Origin of the sequence: Enteroscipio rubneri, from assembly GCF_963929405.1 — a bacterium.
GTDB classification, from domain to species: Bacteria; Actinomycetota; Coriobacteriia; order Coriobacteriales; family Eggerthellaceae; genus Enteroscipio; species Enteroscipio rubneri.
Genome location: NZ_CAWVIN010000003.1, coordinates 1100967 through 1124151, shown reverse-complemented (window position 1 = coordinate 1124151; position 23185 = coordinate 1100967). Strand labels below are relative to the sequence as shown.

The following is a 23185-nucleotide window of genomic DNA, read 5'->3' as shown; positions in this document are numbered from 1 at the left end:
CGGGATGCCCGCAGCTTGCGCGCATCCCGCATGCGCGACCGGATAGTCGGCGCATGATGCGGCATGCCGCTTACTTGCCCGCCGCCTTGATGAGCGCACGGCCGGCCGTGTGCACCATGATCTCCTCCGTGCCGGCCATGATGCGATAGACGCGCTGGTCGCGCCACAAACGCGACACGACGCAGTCGTCGCAGTAGCCGATACCTCCCATGACCTGCATCGCGTCGTCGATGACCTGGAAGGCGGCCTGCCCGGTGTAGCGCTTGGCAAGCGACGCGTCGATATTGATGGGCTGGCCGTTCATGCGCTTCCACAACGCCTTGTAGCACATGTTCTGCATGTTCTCGATCTTTATGGCCATGTCGGTGATCTTCTCCTGAATGAGCTGGAAGGTGCCGATGGTCTGGCCAAACTGGACGCGCGTGGCGGCGTGCCTGGCGGCATGATCGTAGGCGCAACGGGCCATGCCGATGTTGTACACGCAGCTCATGAGACGTTCCACATCGTAGTTCTTCATGAGCTGGATGAAACCCATGCCCGGCTTTCCCACCAGGTCGTCAGGAGTCACTTCGACGTCCTCCATGTACACCTCGTAGGTGTGCATCATGTTGTTGCCGATCTTGCTCAGCTGCGACATCTTCACCCCGGGCGAGTCCATACGCATCAGGTACATGGAGAAGTCGCGCGTGGGGTTCTCGTTCTTGAAGTCGCGAACGATGCACAGCATGTAGGGCGAGCAGTTCGCGCCGGTGTTGAACGTTTTGCAGCCGTTGAGGTACAGCTTGCCATCGCGCTCGTTGACCGTGGTGGTGGCGGCATAGCTGTCGGATCCGGCCTGGGGTTCGGAGAAGCCGAGCGTGAAGGGCTTGACGCCCTTGAGCCCCAGTTCGCAAATGATCTTCTGCTGCTCGGGCGTGCCGAACGACAGAATGTCGTCGACCTCGAGGGACTGGTTCACCCAGCACAACGACGGCCAGCCGAGCGCGATGGCCTCCTCGGCCACGAGGAACTTCGTGATATCGTCGCAGGGCGTGCCGCCCAGTTCCTCAGGAACGCCGAGAGCGGCGAAGCCCAGTTCCACCGCATCGTCGATGGCCTTCTGGGGCAGGACGCCTTCGTCGTCGCACTCCCGGAAATAGGACTCGTAATTGCCGCGCGCCATCATCTCGCGCACGCTTTCGATGAGCAGGCTCTGCTCGTCAGTCAGACCGAAATCCATAAGAAACCTCCTTGGTTGTGCCCGCATGCTACGGGCAGATAGGCGATGTTTCGCATCGCTGTGTACCGGATGACGCTCGCACGGCGGTTTTCGCCGCTTTCGAGCCGCCCCGTCTCGCGCATCGATCGGTCGGGGCGGCCGCGTGCAATCTCAGAATGGAACGAAGCGGCCTCCTGGCCAGCCATCACCTGGCCAGCTGCTTCCTGATTAACGGACTTCTGGCCAGCGGCCTATTGGCCGGCGGCCTCCAAAACAACCTGCAGCTCGCTTTCGGTCAGGTCCTCCTTCTTCTTCATCATCATGGCCATGGCCTTGACCTTGAGAATGAGCGCGATGGCTCCGAACGTAACCGTCGTATACACCGCCGTAGTGATAATGGTCGAAGCGCCCCAGGTCAGCGCCAAGCTGAAATCGAAATTGGACGCAAGGATGGTGGACGAGACGAGGAAGTACAAAAAGCCGTAGTTGTTGAAGAACGTGGGCAGAATTTCTTTGAAGATGGAGAATACGAAGATGCACGCGAACGTGCCGATGAACATCGCGGCCAACTCCGGCATCGAGCCCGCGCAGACGTGAATGAGCAGGAGGCTGACGACAGCCGTCACGATGCCCACCAGGCCGCTTGCCACGATGTTGAGGAAGTCGCGGAACGTGCGCTCCTGGCCGATCATGAACAACAGCAGAGGCAAATACCCCGGCCACAACGTCATCATCGGATTCTCGCCCGCCAACCCCAGCAACACCGCGACGGCGTTGCAAAGCGGCAGGGCAATGCCCAGAATCGTGGCCAAAATGAGCAACTGCCCTAACGTTCCTTCTGTTTTTTCTTCTGCCATGGTTTCCTCCTTGTCGCCTTCGCGGAAAGCTCCCGCCTGCACGCGAAGTACGTGAACGTTTACGGCCTGCCCCTTTGCTGAGTGGCCGCTTCTCCCGTCGGAACCCGCAACGGGCGAGGCACGGGCCCGCCGCAGGCTATCCGCGTCTTTCAAGCTCGCACGAGGTTCTCGCGAGCGTAGAGCGCCGCTCCGAACGCCCCGTTGAACTGGGCGAGCGGCGAGGTGACGATCTGATGCCCTGCGCGTTCGGCAAGGCGGTTGCGCAGGCCCTTGTTGAGAGCGACGCCGCCGGTCATGGCGACGAGCGGTCGAATGCCCGCACGGCGCATGAGCCCGTAGGTGCGTTCGACGACCGACGCATGAATGCCGGCGACGATATCCGGGATGGGTAGGCCCTGCGCAAGCTTTGAGATGACCTCCGACTCGGCGAACACCGTACAAGTGGACGAGATGGGAAGCACTTCGTTCGCTTGCGCGTCGTACGCGGAAAGATCGGACACCGTGCATTCGAAGATGGAGGCCATCACATCGAGAAATCTCCCCGTGCCCGCAGCGCATTTGTCGTTCATCACGAAGTTCTCGAGCGCACCGTTCTCGCCCACGCAGAGAACCTTGGCGTCCTGGCCACCGATATCGACGATGGTGCGGGCGCCGGGAAACAGCTTGGCGGCGCCTTTCGCATGGCAGGACAGCTCGGACACCTGCATATCGGAGCCCTCGAGCACGTGACGGCCGTACCCGGTCGCGCACATGTATGCGATGTCATCGGTCGCGATGCCCAGCGCGGACAAGGCGGATTCCACGGCACGCTGCGGTCCCACCGTGCCCGCCCCGGCACCGTACAGCCCCGTGGCGGCGATGTCGCCGTTTGCATCGACGACCACGCATTTCGACGCGGTCGAACCCGCATCCACGCCCATGCACCACGTCTCGGTCATGGCGAATCCTCCTTTGGAACAGTGCGATCGTTGCAAGCGGCAGGGCGGTCGATCCCCCGCGCGGCGGGCATCTCCCGCGCCCGGGAGCCGCCTGCCGTTCCGGGTTCTCCCGCTGCCGAAACGGCGGAAGAACCCCTCAAACCTACCCGATGAGCTCGACGAACGTTTCAAGCTGCGTGCGCGCCTGCCCATAGGTTTCGGTGGACTGGTCGATCTCGATCGCCACGATAGGCACGCCGGCTTCCATGCACTCGCGCTTGGTGATGGGCTCGTCATACTCCTCGGGATCGCAGAACTTCGCGAGCAGGAGCACCACGCCTCGCGCGCCGCTCTCCTTGGCGAGCGCTGGAACGCTACGGCAATGATCTTTGTGCGGATCGTAGAGTACCGAGTCATTCCGAAGGGCGCACCAGCCATCGGCAAGCGCCTCGATGGGGTCGCCCTCCTCGGGCACCTGCATTGCGAAAGCGCGGGACTCCTTGGCCAGATCATCCGCCACGATGGCGTACTTGTTCTCCTGCAGGATCTCGCCGATAGCGGGAATGTCTTCGTAAATACCGGAAAGAACGACCGGATGGTAGCCCTCGAGGCTCGACGGCAACGCGGCAAGTGCGGCATTCAGCTGCTTGACGAGGGGCAGGTGGTCGGCCTTGCGCAGATAGTAGCCCGCATTGATCACCTGCGCGCGATCGATGACGGAAACTTCGGACGGATGCTGGCCGGCAAGCTTCACGAACGCGCGCATCGCGGCGCGCCATTCGTTGTACAGCTTGATGGAAGCCGTGATCGCCTCGTCGTCGAGAATAGTGCCAAGGCATTCCTCCACACCGCGCTTAACCTCGGTGTAGGAATCCACCGCATAGTCGCGTCCGGCAGGGATGAAGCGATTCTGGGGCTGGGATACGAAGATCATCGGAATCTTCGAGCCCACGCCGGCGCTCCAGTTCTGCGAGAACGGGCGCAGGTTGTCGCACAGGCCGGTAATCATCATGCCAGAGAGCCTGTCGAGCTTACCGGTCAGGCCCATCTCCAGCGTCATCTGGCAGATGGAGCAGTAGAACGGCGGGAAGTACTTCTTGGCCTCGACGGCCGGACCCACCATGCCCCACACGCCAAACGGCACGCCGCCGCCCGCGTCCACAAGCTCCTCGGGCACGTAGTAGGGCCCCACGCCGATAATGCGACGGCCTTGCGCGATGTACGCGTCCGCCTGGGCGGATGGGTTCTGGGCGACCTCGGCGAACGTCGCCAGCAACTCCTTGACGCCTGCCATGGCTTATTCCCCCTTCTTGTTGTTGTCCATGACCTCGATGAGGCCCTGCAGGCGCGTCTGATACTGCGCCTCGCTGAAGTTGCGTGGGTCGGACTGGTCGCCGTCGAACAGCACCACCGGGATATCCAGATCGCGCGCAATGCGGCGTCCCATTTCGGGCATGAAGCCCGACCACATCTTGCAGGAGCGGTTGATGTGGACGAGCGCGCCCTCACACTTGCCGTCCTTGCACAACTTCTTGCGCGCTTCGGTAGCGCGTTCGAGATTCTGGCAGTTCGGCACATCGGTCATCGCCTTCATCAGACCGTCCATGTCGTCGTAGACGCCGGAGAAGGCCGGGCAGTAGACGCAGCCCGTCACGTTGACGCCCTGCATGATGAGCGGGCCCGCCGTGGCCTTGAGATAGGGCCACACCGCGATGCCCTCGTAGAGGATGCGATGCTTCTCGTCGGGCTTGAACGTTGACTTGTTGATTTTGACGAACGTTTTGCATTCGTCGATGAGGTAATTGAACGCGGCGAGGGCTTCCTTCTTCGGACGCGCGGTCGTGGCGACGGCCATATGGTTGAACAGGTCGAAGCCGTTCATCGGCGAGGGATCGTACTGCACGTAGGAGGTGGCCTCCAACCATGCCTTGGACGAGGCGACGGAGACGTCGCACACCTCCTGGAAACGATCTTCGTCCCACGTTTTGCCGGTGATTTCCTCAAGCTGTTTGACGGCGTGCTCGAACTGGCCTTTCAGGTATGTAATGCGCTTCTCGTCAACATCGTAGCCGTCGTTGAACGGAATATCGATGAACACCATCGGGATGTCCAGGAAGTAGGCGAGGTCCTCGTACCACGGCATCATCGTCTCGCAGATGCTCGTGGCGCCCAGCACGAAGTCGGGAAGCGGCATGTCGCGCTCGCCGTTGGGACACGCGGCAACATTGGCATAAGCTAGGTTGATGCGCGCATAGGCGCACAGGTCGTTGGAAAAACCCAGCTCTCCTTCGGCGTACTCCAGCAAGGGCAGGCTGCCGCCCTTCGCCGAGATGGCGGCCGCCTGGCTTTCGGGATAGACTACATGCAGTCCTAACGTCTCGGCTATCTCGGGCGGGAAGTTGGACGAGCACCAGCCTATCTTCTCTCCCCGCTCCTTGGCCTCGTAGGCGTCTTGGTACATCTTCTCCGCAAGCTGGCCGAGAACGAGCACCGCGGGAACATGTTTCGGCGGAGTCTGCCCGGCGGCGGCAGGAGTTTTTTCTTCTGACATAATGACCCCCTTGTCGGTCGACCGCGGCAGGCGGCCGCGCATGAGCGCGCTGCGCCGCGGCCTTCATCTTTGAGCGTCCCTACCGCCCCATTTGCGGGAGCAGCACGGGAAACGCCCCGGCGGCTACGCGATGCCGAAGTCGGCGAATACCTTGGCGTTGTCGGCTCCGACGGCCTTGCCCTGCTCGGCTTTCGGATCGTCCATGTCGGTGAAGCGGACGGGCGGCTGTCCGAGCGCGGTGGTGTCGCCGTTGGGGTAGGTGATAGGGGCGACGAAGCTGTTCTCCAAAGCCTGCGGGTTCGTCACGTTGGCCTTGAAGTGCACGAGCTTGGTGCACACGATGTCGGCAGCGCGGAGCTTCTCCAGTATCTCGTCGCAGTCATGCTGCATGAAGGCTTCCTCCAGCAGCTTGATCGTCTCGCTGCACAGCTCGTAGCTGGTAACCCACTTGTTGCGGTTGCCGTAGTCCGGATTGGAGAGCAGCTTATCGGAGCCGAGGGCTCGACATAGCGGCTCCCAGTACCGTTCGGGCTCGTTGATGGTGATGCCGATCCACTCGCCGTCGCGCGTTTGATAGGGGATGCCGGTGGGAGCACTGAAACCGCGGTCGAGCGGGTAGGGATAGCCGAACTGGCTGAGTTGGGTGAGGACGGATGTCAACCACACGCCGGTGCCGTACAGAGACGAGGTTACATGGTCGCCCTTGCCGGTCTTTTCGCGGCGGTACAGCGCCGTGCCGACGGCACCTGCCAGGATACTGCCCGCGGCGATGTCGCCGAAGCCGTAGGCGGAGTTCGCCGGATAGGTGGTGTGATCGGTGGCAACCATCAGATCGCGGGAAAAGCCGGTTTCCTGGAACATGGCCACCAGATCGAAGCCCGGAGCGTCCTTGAGCGCGCCCTTCTCGCCGTAACCGGACAGCGTGGCCATGACGAGACGGGGATACTTGTCCTTAAGAGAATCGTAGTCCAGGCCCATCTTCTGCAGCGCCTTGGTGCGGTTGTTGGTCAGGAACACGTCGGCCTGTGCGATCATCTTGTGCAGCTTCTCCATGTCAGCCGGATCCTTGAGATCCAGGCTCACGAACTCTTTGCCTCCGTTGATGGTGTCGAACAGGGGGTTCTCGTCAGGCTTGCAGGGAACGTTGAACGCCATAGCGAAATAGCGCTGGATGTCGCCGCGCGGCGGCTCTACCTTGATCACGCGCGCGCCTTGCGACGCCAGCATGCGCCCGGCTCCCGGCACCGCGAAGTACGAACTCAACTCGATAACCGTTACGCCTTCCAAAGGTTTCATACTGATGCTCCTTTCCGTTTGGCATCATGTGCCGCGTCCGCATGCGCGTCGCGCCACCGTCGCACCTCCGACGCCTGCAATCGTACGGAATCGAGACGGCATAGGGAAAATAGCGATTCGGAAGCAAACCTGATGAATTTGGAATGATGATGTTCTATAGTGGAATAGGCCGCTCCACAGGAGGAACGCAGGACGACGGCACGATCTTTGCATCGAGGGGGTGCAGCTGATTTGCACATCGAAACGCTTCGAGAGTTCATCACCATCGCCCAGCTCGGCAGCTACACGGCAGCCGCAAAGAAGCTCTACCTATCCCAACCGACGCTTTCCAAGCACATATCCGCTTTGGAGAAATCGCTCGGTCACAAGCTGTTCTTCGATGAGCAGCCTCTCATCCTCACCGAAGCGGGCCGCATTCTCATGGACTATGCGAGCAAGACGCTCTCACGCACCGAGACGATGGAGCTCAGACTTGCGGCGCTCAAGAATCACGTCCCCGAGCTTGTGAGGATACAAGACCTCACCTTCTTCGATTTCATAAGCGAAGAATCGCGCAAGGTGAAAGAAGTAGTGCAACGGCGCTATCCCAGCGTGACCTTCGATGTGCGCAAATGCAAGACGCACCAATCGTCGCTCGCAGCGCTGCTCGACGGCGATATCGACGTGGGATTTACGTTCAACATCGCCGAAACGCCGTTCGACCAGCCCGAGCTTGCCGTGCATTCCGGCTACTGCTCGCTGCTGCTCGTCGACTACGCCGGCGAGTTCCGCCTCGGCGTGCCGAAAAACTCCCCGCTGCTCGACATGGGATCGCTCACGCTCGGTGACTTCGCCGACCAACGCTTCTGCGCCATCGCCAGCAACCATTACGAAAGCTTCATCGACGACTTCCGCGCGCTTTGCATGCAAGAGGGGTTCTTGCCTCAGATAGAATACGAGACCGTGCAGAACTACCACGACTTCTGGACGCGCGACCACGGCGACGGCATCATCTTCTTCGACCTGTCGCACCACAAGGACTTCACCGCCATCGACGGCTACCTGTTCGATACATACAAGCCGGTACGCCCGTTCGGCCGCAAGCGGACGCTCTACATAACCATCACGATGATCGTGCGCGACGAAGACCACGGCCCGGCCCTCGCTGCCTTTCTTGAGACGGCGGAGCGGATCAACCGCAGCCGCGCCGAAAAACTGAAAAATGCCGAGCAGACGAAAACCGCGCGACCGTGAATGCGCGGGGGTGCGAGCGGATCGGTTGTTGCACTACAATAGGAGCCGACCGCGACGCAAAAGAAGGGTGGCGCCATGTACCGCATAGACTTGAACAGCGATCTTGGAGAGAGCTTCGGCCGCTACACGCTCGGACTTGACGACCAGATCATCCCGCTCGTCTCAAGTGCGAACATCGCGTGCGGGCAGCATGCGGGCGACCCGATGGTCATGCGCGACACGGTGCGCATGGCGGCCGAGGCCGACATCGCCATCGGCGCGCATCCCGGCTATCCCGACCTGCAAGGCTTTGGCCGGCGCGACATGAACCTCTCTCCCGACGAAGCGTACTCCTACATGCTATATCAGATCGGCGCGCTGCAGGCGTTCTGCTCCGCGCAGGGCGTGCGCCTCGCGCACGTGAAGCCACACGGCCAGCTGTACAACCATGCGGCCATCGACCCGGAGCTGGCCGCAGCGCTCGCGCAAGCTGTCTGCGACGTCGATCCGAACCTCGTTCTCGTGGGCCTGGCGAACAGCGCGCTCGTGGACGAGGGGCGCAAGGCGGGCCTTGTCGTGGCCGAGGAGTTCTTCACCGACCGCAACTACACCGACGAGGGAAGGCTGGTCGGTCGCAACGATCCCGCCGCGCTCATCCGCGACGAGGTGGAGGCTATCGAGCGCGTGAAGCACGCCATCCGCGACGGCGCCATCCTGTCCGTCACGGGCAAGCTCATCGACCTGCATCCCGACACCATCTGCGTGCACGGCGACAACGCCCAGGCGCTTGCGTTCGTCAGCCGCATTCGCCAGTCGCTCGAGGAAGACGGCATCGCCATCAAGCCCGTCGGCCGGCCGTAGGAGCGCGAGCCCGAACCATCGCAGCTGGCCGGCAGTGCGTGCAGCACCTGAGAAAAGCGCGCCCGACGCAGGCAGCGCATTCTTCGGTCAAGCCTTCAAGAGACGATCGTATATCTCAAAATCCTCTTCGTCGAACACGTCGAACACGATGCGCTCGATGCGCACGTCGCACGCCAGCCATGCGCGTGCCTCGTCCACGGCAATGCGGGCGGCCCGTTCGCGCGGGAAGCGGAACTCGCCGGTGGATATGCAGCAGAATGCAAGCGACGTGCACCCCGCATCGGCGGCCGTGTTCAAGCAGGCGCGATAGCACGAGGCCAGCTGTTCATCCTGGGCGGCGGTCGGAACGCCGCTCGACACGTTCGGGCCCACCGTATGCACGATGAAGCTCGCAGGCAGATTGAAGGCGGGTGTGGTTTTGGCTCGGCCAACCGGCTCATCATAACCTTGCGCGCGCATGAGGTCATCGCAGGCGAGGCGCAGCTGGATGCCGGCGAACGAATGGATGGCGTTGTCGATGCAATGATGCCCGGGAATGAAACAGCCAAGCAGCTTCGAGTTGGCCGCGTTCACGATGGCATCCGCCTTGAGCGTGGTGATGTCGCCGCGCCACAGCGCGATGCGGCCATCGTCGAAGACGGTCGGCAGATCGCGCGCGTCCGTCGCTCCCGCCTGCGCGACGCGGGCGCGCAGCACGGCATCCTGGTCAGCCAGTACCGCGTCGGGCACGGGCAGCGGGGGCCGCATGTTCATGAGAGCCCGCGCCAACGTCCAGCGCTCGTCGGGATCCTCAGGCACCGCAAGCCCTGCGAATTCGGGACGTTCCGTTCCCAGATAGGCCACGAGTCTCCCGAGCGCCGCCTGCAGCTCGTCTTGCGTAGGCATTTCACCCGTATCGCTTGCGCGCTTTCGCTCCATCCTGCGCTCCCTTCGTCGTTCTTCCTCCGCATCCTACGCCATCCGATAAGGTCTGTCATCCGTTCCCCCCCCCCGACGTCAATCCAACGCCTGGATGACACGATCAAAGCGCGGCTTCCATATTTCGCCCCTCGAACAAAGCGCCGCTGGTTCGCCGAACGCTCGGCCATTGTAAACAAAAGCGCCCGCCGGAGTCCGACGGGCGCAGGTTCAGCGCAAGTGCAGGGCGACGCGGTTCACCCGCCGATAAGCGCCTGAAGCGACGTGAGGAAGCTTGACATGTTGCGGTAGCACATGAACAGCGTGATGACGATGATCACCACGCCCGCGCAGTTCGCGAAGATGTGGTTGCGCCATTTGCCGAGGTCCTTGCCGTTCGCGCAGTAGAGGACGAAGAACGCCATGATGGGCAGCAGAATGGCGTTTGCAGCCTGCGCCACCAAAATGAGCTCGGTCGGGCTTTTGCCTAACGCGACGGCCATAACGCAGCCGGCCACGAGCACGATAATCCAGATGCTTTTGAAGCGCAGGTCCTTCGTCGTCTTCTTCCAACCCAGCACGCCGTTGACAGCGTACGCGGCCGAGAACGACGCCGTGATGGCGCTCGAGAAGCCGGCGGCCAGCAAACCGAGGCCGATCATCCATGTAGCCCATGAACCCAGCAGCGGCTGGAGCGCGAGCGCCATATCCTTGCCGTTCGTCACCACGGTCTCGGTGCCGAAGATGTTGGCGGCGGCGCAGATGAGAATGGCCATGGAGATGATGCCGCCCAGGCCGATGCTAAGGATGGTATCGAAACGCGCGTCGGACACCTGCTCCGGGTCCTTGAAGCGCTCGGAGGCGCCAGAAGCATGGAGGAACAGGTTATACGGCACAATGGTGGTGCCGATAAGACCTACGGCGGTCAGGATGCCCTTCGAACCTTCCTCGGGAAGCGTCGGAACGAACAGCCCGGCCACGATGGCGCCCCAGTCGGGGTTCGACGCGAACGCCGTCACCAAAAACACCACGCCCATGAACACGACAATGGCCGTAAGAACGACCTCGACCACCTTGTACGAGCCGATCCACATGGCGATGAATGCCAGAATGCCCAGCACGATGGCGATGGGGATCATCGGCACATCGGGCAGAACCGCTTGGATGCCCAGGATGCCGCCCGTGATGTTCCCTGTCTCGTATGCGATGTTGCCCACGAAGATGGCGATGATAACAATTACGATCGCAATCCACATAAGAGCCTTGTTCGGAATGCGGTCGCGGATGTTTTCACCCAACCCCTTGCCAGAGACGATGCCGACGCGCGAAGCCATCTCCTGGAAGATGATGGTGGCCGCGGTGGCGAACAGCAGTGCCCACAGCATCGTGTAGCCGTAGCTCGCACCCGATACCGTACACGTCGTGACGGTGCCGGGGCCGATGAAGCCCGCCGCCACGAGGGCGCCGGGACCGATGTTCCTGAACTTCTGACCCAATGAACTGCTCATGCCCTCTCCTTTCCGTTCTTACGAGACGAACTTCCTGTCGCTTCATCATCCCCATTGCACGTTTCGTCTTTGTTGCGAACGTGCCGATAACGACCTCGGCGCAATGCGCCGCGCACATTCGTCTACTTTAGCAGAACGCCCGGTCTACGTATACGGAAGAGCGACGGGCTCTCCGCCGGTCGGCGGCGGTCGGCGTCGGACGACACGTTCCGAACGGGCGCGTGCGGCCCGCAGCTCCAGAGGCGCCCTCGACGGCTTTATCCTCGAGCACGCCCTCGCGCCGGCATGCCTCGCCAAGAACGACGGCCAAGAAAAGTTGTCGCAGGTATTACTATGAACGCCGAGGCTCCTGCAAAAGGGCCGCGAGCAATAGTCTCGCCACCGCGCGCGGCGATTCGGGATTCTGCCCGGTGATGAGGCGCCCATCCTGTACGGCATAGGACGAGAAGGGGCGCTTCTTATGGAAGATCGCACGGTGGGCCTTGGCCACCTTCTCGTTCCAGAAGGGGATCTCGCCGCTCTTGCCGCTCAGACGCTCTTCCGCAGTGGTGAAGCCCGTGATGTTCTTGCCGGCCACCACGTACTCCCCGTTCACCCGCAGATACAAAAGCCCCGCGATGCCATGGCACACCGAGGCCAGATAGCCGCCTTGGTCGTAAATGGACAGGCCGAGGCGAGCAAGCCCTTCGCTGCCGGGGAAGTCCCACATCACGCCGTGACCGCCCGTGTAGTACAGCGCGGCATAGTCGTGAGGGTTCGTTTCGTCGGGACTAAGCGAGCGTGCAAGAGCGCGTGTCTGGAAGTCCTCGGAGCGGTAGAGGGCGAACGTGGCGCGATCGGCATAGGCTTTCTTCATGCTGCGCGGGTCGAGCGGCACATAGCCGCCTTTAGGACTCACGTAGTCCACCTCGAAGCAGCACTGCGCCACCTCGTCCACGAACTCCGCCGCCTCGCCCAACCACAGGCCGGTCGCGTCATTGCGCTCGCCGTAGGTGGGCGTGTTAGTAAGGGCTATGAGGATCTTCTTCATCGGGCGTTCCTTCGCTTCGCGTTGAAAGCTTGATCGTACGCCGAACGCTCATGGTCGGACCGACCACGTGGCGAGCGTTACCGGCCCGCAGCAATGAAGAATTCTGCAAGATGATCGAACGGCGGGAAAGCCCGAAACCTTTTCAGCCCTCTCGGAAAATCATTTGCTCTTCGCGTTCCGAGAACCTGCAGCAAGGAAGCGACCGGCAGGGCATCCCCGACGCAGATGCCGGAGACGCCCGAAAACGGCGAAAACATGCCGAAGCCGGCACGGCGACCTCGTGCTACGACTTCTTCGGGAAGCGCACGAGCAGGTTTGCCACACCGCCCACGGCGCAGACGACCGCCACCGCGAGGAACATGACCACGTAGGTTCCCGTCATGTCGAACACCACACCGGCAATGACCGGCACCAATGCCGAGAACACCGACAACAGCAACAGCACGTTGCCCATGATCTTCGGGAAATGCTCGATGCCGAAGTAGTTGGCGAAGGCCGTGGGCATGACGCTCGTATTACCGCCGAACCCGATGCCGAGCAGAATATAGTAAGCGTATAGAATGACCACGCTGCCCGGCGCGCACACAAACGCCAGCGCCGCGCCGATGGCAGTCAAAAACGCGCAGATACCCAGGATGCGCACGGGTTCGATGCGGTCGGCCAGAGGCGCGATCACCAGGTTCACCGCCACGGCGGCGATGCCCTGCACGGCCACCGCCCCCGCGATGACGCCGGTGTCCATGCCGAGCTGTGCGAAGTACAGCACGCCCGAGGAAACGGCCAGGTTCAACCCTACGAAGATGCTGAACGAACCGAGCCAGATGAGCCAGAACGCAGGGGTGCGGAACGCCTCCTTGCTCGTCCGGGAAACGGTCGTCTTGTACACCGTGGAGATCGCCTTCGCCGGCTCTCCCACTTGCGCGGTGTCTTCCGTCGGAACCGCGCCCGCGGCGCCGGCAGGTGCCGCAGCGATGCCGTCCGGCAGCTGCCCGACGTCCTCGGGCTTGTCCTTCATAAACAGCAGGGCGATGACCAGCGCGATGGCGGCCATGACGGAGATGAGATAGAAGCCGCGGTGCCAATCTCCTCCTTCGCCCATCGCGAAGTTCGTGATAAGCGGGAACGAGAACGCAACCAAGCCGCCGACTCCCATCGTCACGGCCATGGCAAGCCCGCGCTTTTGCACGAACCAGCTGCCGACGGTGGTCTGCGTTGCAATCTGTCCGCCCAACGTGCACGAAAAGCTTAGCAGCAGGCCGAACAGCACCACGTAGGCCACGGTGCTGACACCGGCGAACAGCCCCATGAGAATGCCCGTCACGATAATGAGCAGCGCGCTTGCCGCAAAAGCTTTGCGCGCGCCATACTTGGCGATGAACTTGCCGATAAGAGGCCCGGGAAGGCCCTGCATGAGAATGAACACTGTGAAGCCGAGTCCGATCATGCTACGATTCATGGACACGGTGGGGTCGAGCGCCATCGCGGGTATCGCCAGCTGTGCCGCCGCCAGCCCGAAGTTGCCGAGCAGGGCGTACAGTAGAGCGGTCGCTACCACGATGCGCCAGCCAATGAACGATTGTTTCATTATCTCCCCCTTTTCGGGTTCGGGTGCCGCATACGTCGCCCATGCGCGAAGCCCGATCGTGCACGCCGCGCAAGCGTTCGCGCACCTGAGCGCCCGCGCGCCGTCTGAGACGCGCGGGCGAATGCGATTACATGTCCAGGTTCAAGTCGACCGGATACATAGGGAACATCTTCACTTTGCATGCTCCCTTGAAGAACAGCACCGTCCATGCCACGATGCCGAGCGCCGAGGCAACCGCCGCCGCAAGCAGCAGCTCGCTGCTCGCCACGGCCAAGCCGGCCGCCAAGCCCGCGCCGGTACACGCGACGCCTACAGCCAACCAGAGGTAGAAGACGGTCTTGTACGGCTCCTCGTTCACGCGAACGTCAACGCCGTAGCCCACGTGGCGCATGCGAGCCAGATAGGCGCACTGAACGACGACGCAGGCGACGAAGAGCACGCCCGTCGCCACGGCAAGCCCCGTGGGCACGACGGCGCCAATCAGTGCGCACACGGCACAGACGGCGATCGAGCCCGCTTCGGCAGCTGTCAGCAAGAACAGCCCCAGCACGAACCCGGTGTTCCACGCCGGACGCGAGCGCATCTGATAGGCGAGTCCCGTGCATGCGAGAAACGCCGCCGCCAGAATACAGGCTGCCGTTTCGACGACGATGGTCGCAGGTCCCATGTCGTATACAAACCCGTTCAGACCGCACGCTAATAGAGCGATGCCCAAAAACGGCGTGATAAGAGCCTCCTGCGTAAGATGGGATCCGAAGTTCGAGAACGCGTTGAAGAAGCGCGCGGGGGTTTGCAGGTGAAAGATCGAGGCGATGCCGCCCACGGCCAGCAACGTCAAGGTCGCAAGCGCTACGACGTTGAGGGGCAGCACCGTACCGAGCGCAAGGTTCGCCAGAAACGCGCAGGCGAACATGCCCAGACCCACGCGTTGACATGCAGTTGAAATGACTAATGGCCAATGGATTTGCATAGGGTCTCAGCTCCTTTCCGAGGCACGAGGTACACGACCGACGGGTTGTTGCCAAATTCGGGATGCACCCGGTACACGCGATCGGCGTTCGCCTCGAGCACCTTCGATATGGCGCTTTCGGGATCGTCGAGATCGCCTACGGTGCGGCACCCTGTCGTACAGGTATAGGCGCAAGCGGGCTGCTCCCCCCGCTCGAGCTTGTGCACGCACAGGATGCACTTCTCCACCGTCTTCGTCTTCGGGTTCAGCGTGCGCGCCTCATACGGGCACGCCCAGATGCAGTACTGGCACCCGAAGCACAGGTTGGCATCGACCAACACCACGCCTTCGTCGGTCTGATAGGTCGCTTTGGTGGGACACACCTCGACGCAGCTGGGATGCTCGCAATGCATGCATTGGTTGGGGAAGTAGAACATCTCGACCGCATCGGGATACGCCCCCACGGGACCCATGCGGTACACGCGATTCCAGAACACGCCCAGATCCACGTTGTTCTCCATCTTGCACGCCACGGCACATGCCTGGCAACCTGTGCATTTATCAAGGTCGATCACCATGCCGTACCGACGCTTCGCTTCAGCCATGGCTACTCACCCGCCTTCTTCTTCACAATGCGGCACAGCGTGCTGCGCAAGCCCGGCGTGAGGTACTCGTCGTTGTACACCCGATCACTCGTGATGGTGTTCGCGTTGGACATGCCGTCGGGATAGCCCGGCAAATCGAGAGCCGGACACGCTTGCCACCACCCGTGCGGGATGACGCACACGCGCGGATCGATCCCGTCGCTCGGACGCGCCTTCATGGTGATGCGGCCTGTCGGCGATTCGATCCACACCCATTCGCCTCGCTCGATGCCCAGCTCCTCGGCAAGGGAGGTATGGAACACCACCTGGGGCTCAGGCACGATCTCACGCAGATGCGGGATGCCGCGATACGCCGAATGGTAGTAGATGGGATAGCGGCGCCCAGTGACACCCGTGAGCGGGTACTCCGCCGCAAGCTCAGGTGCCGAGAACACGCTTTCCTTCGGTTCGCTGGCCTCGGGGAAGGGCTTCGATCCCGAAACGAGGCAGATGACCGAATAGAGCTCCGCGCGCCCGGTAGGCGTGCCGAAGCCGTTCTGCTCGTACTCGCGCGAAGGCATCTGCGGAACGCGATGAATCCACGCCTCCTTGAGTTCGTCCCAAGTAACGCCGGCATGCGTTTGCTCGAGCTGCCAGTTGAACAGCTCCTCGTCCGTCTCCCACGGCCACCACTCAGGGTTGAGGCGGTGTCCGAATGTGCGCCAGAACCATACGTCGCTCTTGCGCTCGTAGAGAGGCTCTACGGCCTTCTGCTGAGCGAATACCCACTCGCTGCACACCTCGTCAGCCAGGTAGTCGCGTTCCGTCCAATGGGTTGACGGCAGCACGAGATCGGCGATCTCGCAGGTAGGCGACATGTAGTAGTCCATGCACACGAGCAGATCCAGGCACATGAGCGATTCTTTCACGAGTGCTGTGTTCTCCGCCCACGAAAGCGGGTTGCCCTGCACCATGATGTAGCCTTTGAGCGGGTAAGGTTTCCCCGTGCGCATAGCCTCGAACAGGCACGTGGGATTCGATATCCCGTAAATGGATCCGCTCGCACGCTCGTCCACCACGCGAAGCTCGCGTTGGGTAGCCGGCTCGGCGCCAGTCAGCGGGCCCATCTGGTTCCAGAAGGGCATGCTCAGATTGCCGCCCTTCTTCTCCAGGTTGCCGCAGATAGCGATGATGCAATTCACCAGCTGCAACGTGTCCTTGCAGTTCGTCTGCTCCTCAAGGCCCTGAAACACATTGATGGTGGCGGCCGGCGCCTGGGCGTACATGCGCGCGGATTCCCGAATGACATCGGCTTTGACCCAGCACTTCTCCTCGGCGGCTTCGGGCGTCCACTGGTCTGCGCGCTCCTTCAAGCCCAGCCAGACGGTCTTCACGGGCACCTCTTGGCCGTCGACCGTCTTCACCATGCCCCGGTATTCGATGTCCTCGTCGATGTCTTTGCTGTGGATCTCCACCATGGACTGCGTTTTCCTATCCCACACGAGCATGGCCTGCGGGTTGCCGCCCTCGCGCAGCAACGCTTCGTTCAACGGCACATCGGCTCCTTCGATGATGAGCATCGGCGCGTTGGTGTGCTTCTGCGTGAACGCGCGGTCGTAAAGCCCTTCGTTCATGATGACGTTGAGCCACGCGTAGGCCACGTACGTATCGGAGCCGGGGCGAACGCCCAGGAAACAGTCGGCCTTCGCAGCCAGCGGATGCTCGAAGAACGGGTCGATGACGATGAGCTTTGCACCGCGGTCGCGGCTGCGCCCTATCTGCCCCGACGTGTAGGTGGGCTCGGTCCATACCGAGTTCGAACCCCAGAACACGATGCAGTCGGCGTTGTCGAAGTCGCAGCCATCGAAGGTGGGGAACATGCCGAACTGCAATAGCGCCTGCACCATCATGGGCACGAGGCAGATGTTGCCGGGCGAAAGGCTATGGTGCACGCGCCCGCCCGCGTTGCCGGCGCGACCGGTCCACTGGTTCGTGCCGCGCCCGGTACCCTGTCCGTAGGCGATGGATTCGGCGCCGTGTTCTGCGGTGATTTCCTCGACGCGTCCGGCCAGCCATTCGATCGCTTCGTCCCAGGTGATCTGCTCCCAGTCGCCGGCACCGCGCTCGCCTTTGCGCCGCAGCGGATATCTGAGTCTATCGGGATCGTAGAGGATCGCACGCGCCGAAAGCCCTTTGCCGCACATCCTGCCTTCACTGCGCGGGTCTTCAGGATTGCCCTTCACGTTCACGAGAGTGCCATCCTTGTCAACCTCGCACAGCACTCCGCATTTCGCGTGGCATTCGAAGCAGTTCGTCTTCACTATCTTTCCCCCGTCGGGCAGAGGGATGATCGATGCCATACCGTCTCCTTTCTCGCGTTTGAACGATCGCCTGCGATCCCCCTTTCTCCTGCGAGCTGTGTATGACGCGGTTTTGACCCATGCTGCCAGCACGGTGGTTTTACCCCGCCCTGGCGATGCATGCGGCGGTAGGCGCCCGCCGCTAGGGCGACCTGATAACCGCGCGGCAAAATTCACGTGCCGGCCGAGCGCCTACCCCTCGAAGCGCGCTCGATGCGCTTCGAACACAATCGATCTATGCATGTGCGACAAACTCCCCGTTGTTCAATTTCGATTGTGCAGGCTGGAAATGCCGTTGGCAAACAGAAAAACCCGATGCGCCCACAAAGAAAGGTTGTGCGCTCCTGTGCGCGAAGCGCAGACGTGCCGGCCTTCCGAGTGAAGCGCAGGCAAGCCGCTCTTGCACTCGAAGTGAAGCATAGTTCGTGGCGGCGGAATACTCGGACGGAAGGCGGCTGTCCGTATCGGGCTGCGGCGCTCTCGCAACGTCGCACGCAGCTTCGGAGAAGTCTAGGAGGAGAAGAGGCCCTTGCGCTTCGATATGGCGCGCAGCTTGCATGCCGCCTGGCACATGCCGCAGCCGTCGCATATCTTCTGATCGATCCGATAGCGCCTGTCCTCCCCTTCCGCAACAGCGTTGCGAGGGCAGGCGCGCGCGCAGGAGCCGCATTGTCGGCATAGCTGCTGCGTTATCTCGTAGCGCGTGAACTTCATAGCTTCCTTGCAGCGCTTCCGTTTACTGCGGCTCGATAGGGTAACGATCAAGATAGTTTGCACACGTCGTACGGAAGAACCGTTTGAAAAACGACGCGAAACGCCTCGCCTGCTCGCTTTCGGCCGATCCGAGGATGCCTGTCGTGAAGCGCACGCTACCGTCGATGGGCACGACGCACTGGCCGCCCGTCAGGCCGTTTAATTGAACCGACAGGGAATCGGTGAAGCTGACCATGTGCTGCCGCTCCATCATCTCGCCAAGCAACTCCAGATTGGAGGTCTGCACGTAAATATCCGCTCCTTCGATATCCTTCAAAACATGGCTCACGAGGCGAATGAGAAGCGCTTCGTTATAGCATACGATGGGAACCCCGGCCAGCTCGTGTGCATCGATCCGCTTGCGATCGGCCAGCGGAGAGTCCGCCGAACAGCACAACATGAGCTCCGACACGACGACCGGTTCGAACGATGCGCCTATCCTGCCGATGATGTCGCGCATGAACGAGGGAAGGTTTATCACGTACACAACGTCAGGCATGAGGCCGGGGAACGTTTCCACGATATCGAACAAACTTTCCTCGGTGAACAGGAGCGGGATCTCGCCATCGTTGATGTGGCGGTACGCATCGAAAACCGGAGCGAGCACGTGGAGCGCATGCGGCGTCGTCACGATGCGCAGCGGCTCGGACGGCCCCACATCGGAATCGAGTGCTGCTACGGCCTGCATGCGGCGATATGCCGCAACCACCTGCTCGGCTTCACGGGCGAAACGCCTTCCCCGTGCAGTCAGCTGCAGCCGACTGCTTGCGCGGTCGAACAGCTCGATGCCGAAATCTTGCTCTAAACCCTTGATAGCGGCGCTTGCGCCTTGTTGAGAGATAAAAGATTCGCGCGCCGCACGAGAGATCGAGCCGCTTTCGACCACGCGAAGAAACAGCATGAGCGATTCGATCCGCACGAGAACCCCCTTCGCGATGCCCGCCGCCATGCGCTACTGTCGTTCATTGCACTGCGGCGTCATCGTACCATATTCGAGTTTACAAGGAGCGCATGGGCGGATCGAGAACGGTCCTGTCGTTCTCACGCAGATGTTCGGGACTATACCACCTGTTCAAAAGCGTTGTAAAGCACATTTGTCACGAGGAAAACGCCTTAGGGCGAGGCGTGTCAAGGTCTTTTGATGGTAAACTTGCCTGCGTCATGGCAACCTGTGATCAGCGAAGGGAAACGCATGGAGCTCGGCAGTCAGATCAAACGGCATCGGACGGAACGCGGACTCTCACAAGACGATCTTGCCACGAAGATATACGTCTCGCGCCAAACCGTCTCAAGTTGGGAGAACGACAAGACCTACCCCGACGTGGAAAGCCTGCTGCTGCTCAGCGTCCTCTTCGACGTAACAGTCGACGAACTGATCAAAGGAGACGTGGAAGCCATGAAGGAAGCAATCGAGCAAGACCACAAGAAGATGGACAAACTCGCCTGGGCGATGATGGGGTTCGGGATCACGGCGCTGGCGATGTTCTTCGGGGGCTTGTTCTTCTGGGGGTGGGACATGGTTCCCACGACCATCATCGCGCTGCTGCTGTGGGCCGTGTGCATGGCGGCGGCCATCATGATCGATCGCCTCAAAAAGCAGAACGACGTGGTGACGTATCGTGAGCTGGTGGCGTTCTCGAAGGGCGAGTCCATCGACCGCGACAACCCGAAGAGCCAGCGCGCCCGTCAGAATCGCCTGGTCAAAGGCTGCATCAAGATGGCAGCAGCCCTCGCCATCGGCGCTGCCCTCGGCCTTCTGGCCTATCGATTGTTCGGATAACGGGAAGTCTACTCCCCGCTCCCCATCCCCTGGAACAACTCCTCGCGCAGCGCGAGATGGGCTCGGGTGAAGCCGGGGTCGACGTAGCGCAGCCGCTTGCCCGTCAGGTTCGCTATTTGATGGGCAAGCCGGTTGAACGCTCCGCCGTCCACAACCTGCTTACGCGAGACGGTCAGCACCGTGAATCCCAGCGAGACGAGCGTTCCGCGGCGACGCGCGTCACTCTCTTGCCGGTCGGGGTCAAGATGATACAAAACGCTATCGTACTCGACGGCTAGATTCGACCCGGGCCAGCAGAGATCGCACTCGCAGTATGTCCGGTCGGCAAGCTTTCGCCGGCGGTTCGGTACGGTCACATGGTAGTTGATCTGCGGTTGCTCGATTCCGTACCCGCTCAGCCGATACGGCAGGCACAGCAGAAGCATCAGTACGGTCTCCATCGGAGAGGCAGCGCCGTCCGCCACAAAGCAAAGCGCTCGCAAAGCCTTCGCGCGCCCGTAAGCATGGGATGCGGCTTCGACGAAAGCTCGAAGCCCATCAACCGACGTCAACGCGACCTCGCGACGAGCTGCCGGACCGGTATCCTGTTGAGCGTACGTACCGCAAAGCTCGCACCCCAGCTGGATGAGCCGCGCAAGGCTCAGCCTGCTTGCCATCTGCAGATAGCAGAATTCCGGGGTGCTGACGAAGAACCCTTCGCCGGCGGCCTCTACCGATTGTTCGGGGAGGGAACCCCATCTGTGCCCGAGCACGCTCTTGGTTTGCACCCGCGCCGACGTCGTTCCCACGAGCGCGTGCACCGGCAGCGTGCATCCAGCCGGACGTCGGTTGCCTTCGGAAAGGCGCGGTTTCTCCTGCGACCGCATCGCCTTCCGTGCGCACGCAGTGGCCGACCGACGCTCCTTCGCCCCATGCAGGAAACGAGGGCCGACAGTTCGCCAGTATTGCAAAGCCGATTCGTATCCGATAATCACATCCATGCACTTATGGTACGACTTTTTGGCAGAGATTTCGAGGTATGTGATTTGTTCAGAGGCAGAAATTGGGTATTCATGAATAGACGGCAGCATTTTGCCTGGTCAGAGATTTTACATGTGTTCTCAAGCGAGCTTGCGTTTGAAAGAAAATCACATACCTCGAAATCTCTGCCACTTTAAGGCATGAACGGCGAGAATCCTGAACGCAGGCATCCCGGGCTGGGGCACGGAACGAGATGGTTGCATGCGTTGCGCGCGAGGAGCCGAAAAAACGCCCCGGCCGATCGGCCGGGGCGTTCGGATAGTCGGGGCGTTCGATGGTCGAATGTTCGAAGGTTCGAGGCCTCCGAATGGTCGACGGCGAAACCCGATCAGGCGGCTACTTCTTCGAAGTCTTCGCCTTCGTCTGCACCTTCTCGCCCTTATCGACTGCCGCGCGACCGCCGTGGTTGAAGCCGGTCTGGATGACACCCTGCGTGTTGCCGGTGACGAACTTCGCCTTGTTCAGCGTATCGATTTCCTTCTTCATGTCCTCCACAAGGCGTATGGCCAGCTGCATGGAGAAGTCGGCGCGCGCCACGACGCGCTGGACGGTCGTGTCCTGCATGTCGGCGGGCATCGGGTAGGCAGGCACCAACCAGCCGCTCATGCGCAGACGGTCGGACAGGTCGTAGAGCGACCACTCGACGCCGGCGTCTTCCTTGAGACCCCAGCACACGATAGGAATATGGCTGGCGTTCTCGTAGATTTCGAAGATGCCCATCTCATCGAGCTCCAACGCCAGGTAGCGCGCCACGTCGAGCGTGCGCTCCTGGATCTCCTTGAATCCCTCGAAGCCGTTGCGCATGAGCACGTAGTACTGGCCCACGATCTGCGATGCGGAGCGCGAGAAGTTGATGGCCATCGTGGCTTCCTCGCCGCCCAGGTAGCTCACCCAGAAGATCAGGTCCTCGGGCAGCGCCTCCTTGCTGCGCCACACCACCCAGCCGATGCCGGGGTACACGAGGCCGTACTTGTGGCCGGAGCAGTTGATGGACCAGACGTTCTTCAACTGGAAGTCCCACACCAGGTCGGGCTCCACGAACGGAGCGAACATGCCGCCCGACGCGCCGTCCACGTGAATGCGGATGGGAAGCTTCGGATGCGCTTCGTTGTACTTCTCCACCAGCTCGTCAAGCTTCTGCACATCGTCGAACTTACCGGTGTAGGTAATGCCGAGGATGGCCGTGATGCCGATGGTGTAGTCGTCGACATAGTCCATAACCGTATCCATATTAAGGGACAGATGATCCTTCTCGAGCGGCACGAGGCGCATCTCGATATCCCAGTAGCGGCAGAACTTCTCCCAGCATACCTGGTACCCTGCGCTGATAACCAGGTTCGGACGAGTCTCGGAGTAGATGTCCACGCCGGCGGCCGAGGCCAACTTCTTCCAGCGGAACAGCATGCCGAGGCCGCCCAGCATGCAAGCCTCGGACGAGCCGACGGTCGAGGTACCCATGGGCTCCTCGTCCTGGTTTGCATGCCACAGGTTGCCGATCATGGCAACGCAGCGGTTCTCGAGGTCGGCCGTCATGGGATACTCGTCCTTGTCGATGGCGTTCTTCTCCATCGTCTCGGCCATGATCTTGGTGGCCATGGGCTCCATGTAGGTCTGGCAGAACGTGGTGAGGTTCTGCGTGGCGTTGCCCTCGATGGACAGGTATTCCTTGATCATCTCATAGGCAATGCGCGGCTCGACCGGCTTATCGTTCATCGTAAGACGCGGCATCGACGCATCGGACGATTCGGAGCCAAAGATCGGGGTCAGGTACTTCGTGCCCTCATCCATGCTGTCGAGGACCTTGCTCGTGCTCGTTTGCTGTTCCAT

20 protein-coding genes are annotated in these 23185 nt (G+C 61.4%); 3 read left to right on the top strand and 17 right to left on the bottom strand.

Annotated elements, in window-relative coordinates; all coding sequences use genetic code 11:
• Positions 1-70: 70 nt before the first annotated feature.
• The 6 genes from ABGT83_RS11660 to ABGT83_RS11635 form a co-directional block, all read right to left on the bottom strand.
• Positions 71-1219: an acyl-CoA dehydrogenase family protein gene (locus ABGT83_RS11660; protein WP_103265003.1), complete on the bottom strand. Its 1149-nt coding sequence runs from the start codon at positions 1217-1219 to the stop codon at positions 71-73.
• Positions 1220-1449: 230 nt separating this feature from the next.
• The gene (locus tag ABGT83_RS11655) at positions 1450-2055 is read right to left on the bottom strand and encodes a hypothetical protein (protein WP_129588482.1); all 606 of its coding nucleotides are present in this window, start codon (positions 2053-2055) and stop codon (positions 1450-1452) included.
• A gap of 149 nt (positions 2056-2204) precedes the next feature.
• Positions 2205-2993 carry an acyl-CoA dehydratase activase gene (locus ABGT83_RS11650; RefSeq protein ID WP_346687711.1) on the bottom strand — a complete coding sequence of 263 codons (789 nt, stop codon included), beginning with the start codon at positions 2991-2993 and terminating at the stop codon, positions 2205-2207.
• 142 nt (positions 2994-3135) lie between these two features.
• Positions 3136-4266 carry a 2-hydroxyacyl-CoA dehydratase subunit D gene (locus ABGT83_RS11645; RefSeq protein ID WP_103265000.1) on the bottom strand — a complete coding sequence of 377 codons (1131 nt, stop codon included), beginning with the start codon at positions 4264-4266 and terminating at the stop codon, positions 3136-3138.
• 3 nt (positions 4267-4269) lie between these two features.
• Positions 4270-5523: a 2-hydroxyacyl-CoA dehydratase subunit D gene (locus ABGT83_RS11640; RefSeq protein WP_187143297.1), complete on the bottom strand. Its 1254-nt coding sequence runs from the start codon at positions 5521-5523 to the stop codon at positions 4270-4272.
• 123 nt (positions 5524-5646) lie between these two features.
• Positions 5647-6819 (bottom strand): CaiB/BaiF CoA transferase family protein, encoded by a 1173-nt coding sequence (locus tag ABGT83_RS11635; protein ID WP_346687708.1) that lies wholly within the window; start codon positions 6817-6819, stop codon positions 5647-5649.
• Positions 6820-7050: 231 nt separating this feature from the next.
• Here ABGT83_RS11635 and ABGT83_RS11630 point away from each other — a divergent pair, with 231 nt between their 5' ends.
• Together ABGT83_RS11630 and ABGT83_RS11625 are read left to right on the top strand one after the other, a co-directional pair.
• On the top strand, positions 7051-8052 hold the full coding sequence (locus tag ABGT83_RS11630; RefSeq protein WP_346687706.1) for a LysR family transcriptional regulator: 1002 nt from the start codon (positions 7051-7053) through the stop codon (positions 8050-8052).
• A gap of 75 nt (positions 8053-8127) precedes the next feature.
• Positions 8128-8892: a LamB/YcsF family protein gene (locus ABGT83_RS11625; RefSeq protein WP_346687704.1), complete on the top strand. Its 765-nt coding sequence runs from the start codon at positions 8128-8130 to the stop codon at positions 8890-8892.
• Positions 8893-8979: 87 nt separating this feature from the next.
• On the opposite strand, the gene ABGT83_RS11620 is transcribed toward ABGT83_RS11625, so the two are convergent.
• The 9 genes from ABGT83_RS11620 to ABGT83_RS11580 all read right to left on the bottom strand — a co-directional run bounded on the left by ABGT83_RS11620 (position 8980) and on the right by ABGT83_RS11580 (position 19477).
• Entirely contained in the window at positions 8980-9810 is an 831-nt protein-coding gene (locus tag ABGT83_RS11620; protein WP_346687702.1) for a protein-ADP-ribose hydrolase, read from the bottom strand.
• A 236-nt stretch (positions 9811-10046) separates the two neighbouring features.
• Entirely contained in the window at positions 10047-11297 is a 1251-nt protein-coding gene (locus ABGT83_RS11615; RefSeq protein WP_103264996.1) for an Nramp family divalent metal transporter, read from the bottom strand.
• A 331-nt stretch (positions 11298-11628) separates the two neighbouring features.
• The gene (locus ABGT83_RS11610; protein ID WP_103264995.1) at positions 11629-12327 is read right to left on the bottom strand and encodes a type 1 glutamine amidotransferase domain-containing protein; all 699 of its coding nucleotides are present in this window, start codon (positions 12325-12327) and stop codon (positions 11629-11631) included.
• A gap of 283 nt (positions 12328-12610) precedes the next feature.
• Positions 12611-13912, bottom strand: coding sequence for an MFS transporter (locus tag ABGT83_RS11605; protein ID WP_103264994.1), 1302 nt, complete (start codon positions 13910-13912; stop codon positions 12611-12613).
• Positions 13913-14039: 127 nt separating this feature from the next.
• Positions 14040-14882 (bottom strand): dimethyl sulfoxide reductase anchor subunit family protein, encoded by an 843-nt coding sequence (locus ABGT83_RS11600; RefSeq protein WP_346687699.1) that lies wholly within the window; start codon positions 14880-14882, stop codon positions 14040-14042.
• Positions 14861-15466 (bottom strand): 4Fe-4S dicluster domain-containing protein, encoded by a 606-nt coding sequence (locus tag ABGT83_RS11595; protein WP_103264992.1) that lies wholly within the window; start codon positions 15464-15466, stop codon positions 14861-14863. The genes ABGT83_RS11600 and ABGT83_RS11595 overlap by 22 nt, the downstream gene beginning before the upstream one ends.
• A gap of 2 nt (positions 15467-15468) precedes the next feature.
• Positions 15469-17805 (bottom strand): molybdopterin-containing oxidoreductase family protein, encoded by a 2337-nt coding sequence (locus ABGT83_RS11590; protein ID WP_346687697.1) that lies wholly within the window; start codon positions 17803-17805, stop codon positions 15469-15471.
• Between the two features lie 510 nt (positions 17806-18315).
• Complete coding sequence (locus ABGT83_RS11585; RefSeq protein WP_346687695.1) at positions 18316-18519, bottom strand: 4Fe-4S binding protein; 204 nt, start codon at positions 18517-18519, stop codon at positions 18316-18318.
• Positions 18520-18541: 22 nt separating this feature from the next.
• A complete protein-coding gene (locus ABGT83_RS11580; protein ID WP_346687694.1) occupies positions 18542-19477 on the bottom strand; it encodes a LysR family transcriptional regulator in 936 nt (311 codons plus the stop codon).
• A gap of 273 nt (positions 19478-19750) precedes the next feature.
• Between ABGT83_RS11580 and ABGT83_RS11575 the strand changes: the two genes are divergently transcribed.
• Entirely contained in the window at positions 19751-20338 is a 588-nt protein-coding gene (locus ABGT83_RS11575) for a helix-turn-helix domain-containing protein (protein WP_346687693.1), read from the top strand.
• A gap of 8 nt (positions 20339-20346) precedes the next feature.
• Here the strand turns inward: ABGT83_RS11575 and ABGT83_RS11570 are convergent, their stop codons facing one another.
• Positions 20347-21204, bottom strand: coding sequence for a hypothetical protein (locus ABGT83_RS11570; protein WP_346687691.1), 858 nt, complete (start codon positions 21202-21204; stop codon positions 20347-20349).
• A gap of 490 nt (positions 21205-21694) precedes the next feature.
• Positions 21695-23185 carry a glutamate decarboxylase gene (locus tag ABGT83_RS11565; protein ID WP_103264987.1) on the bottom strand — a complete coding sequence of 497 codons (1491 nt, stop codon included), beginning with the start codon at positions 23183-23185 and terminating at the stop codon, positions 21695-21697.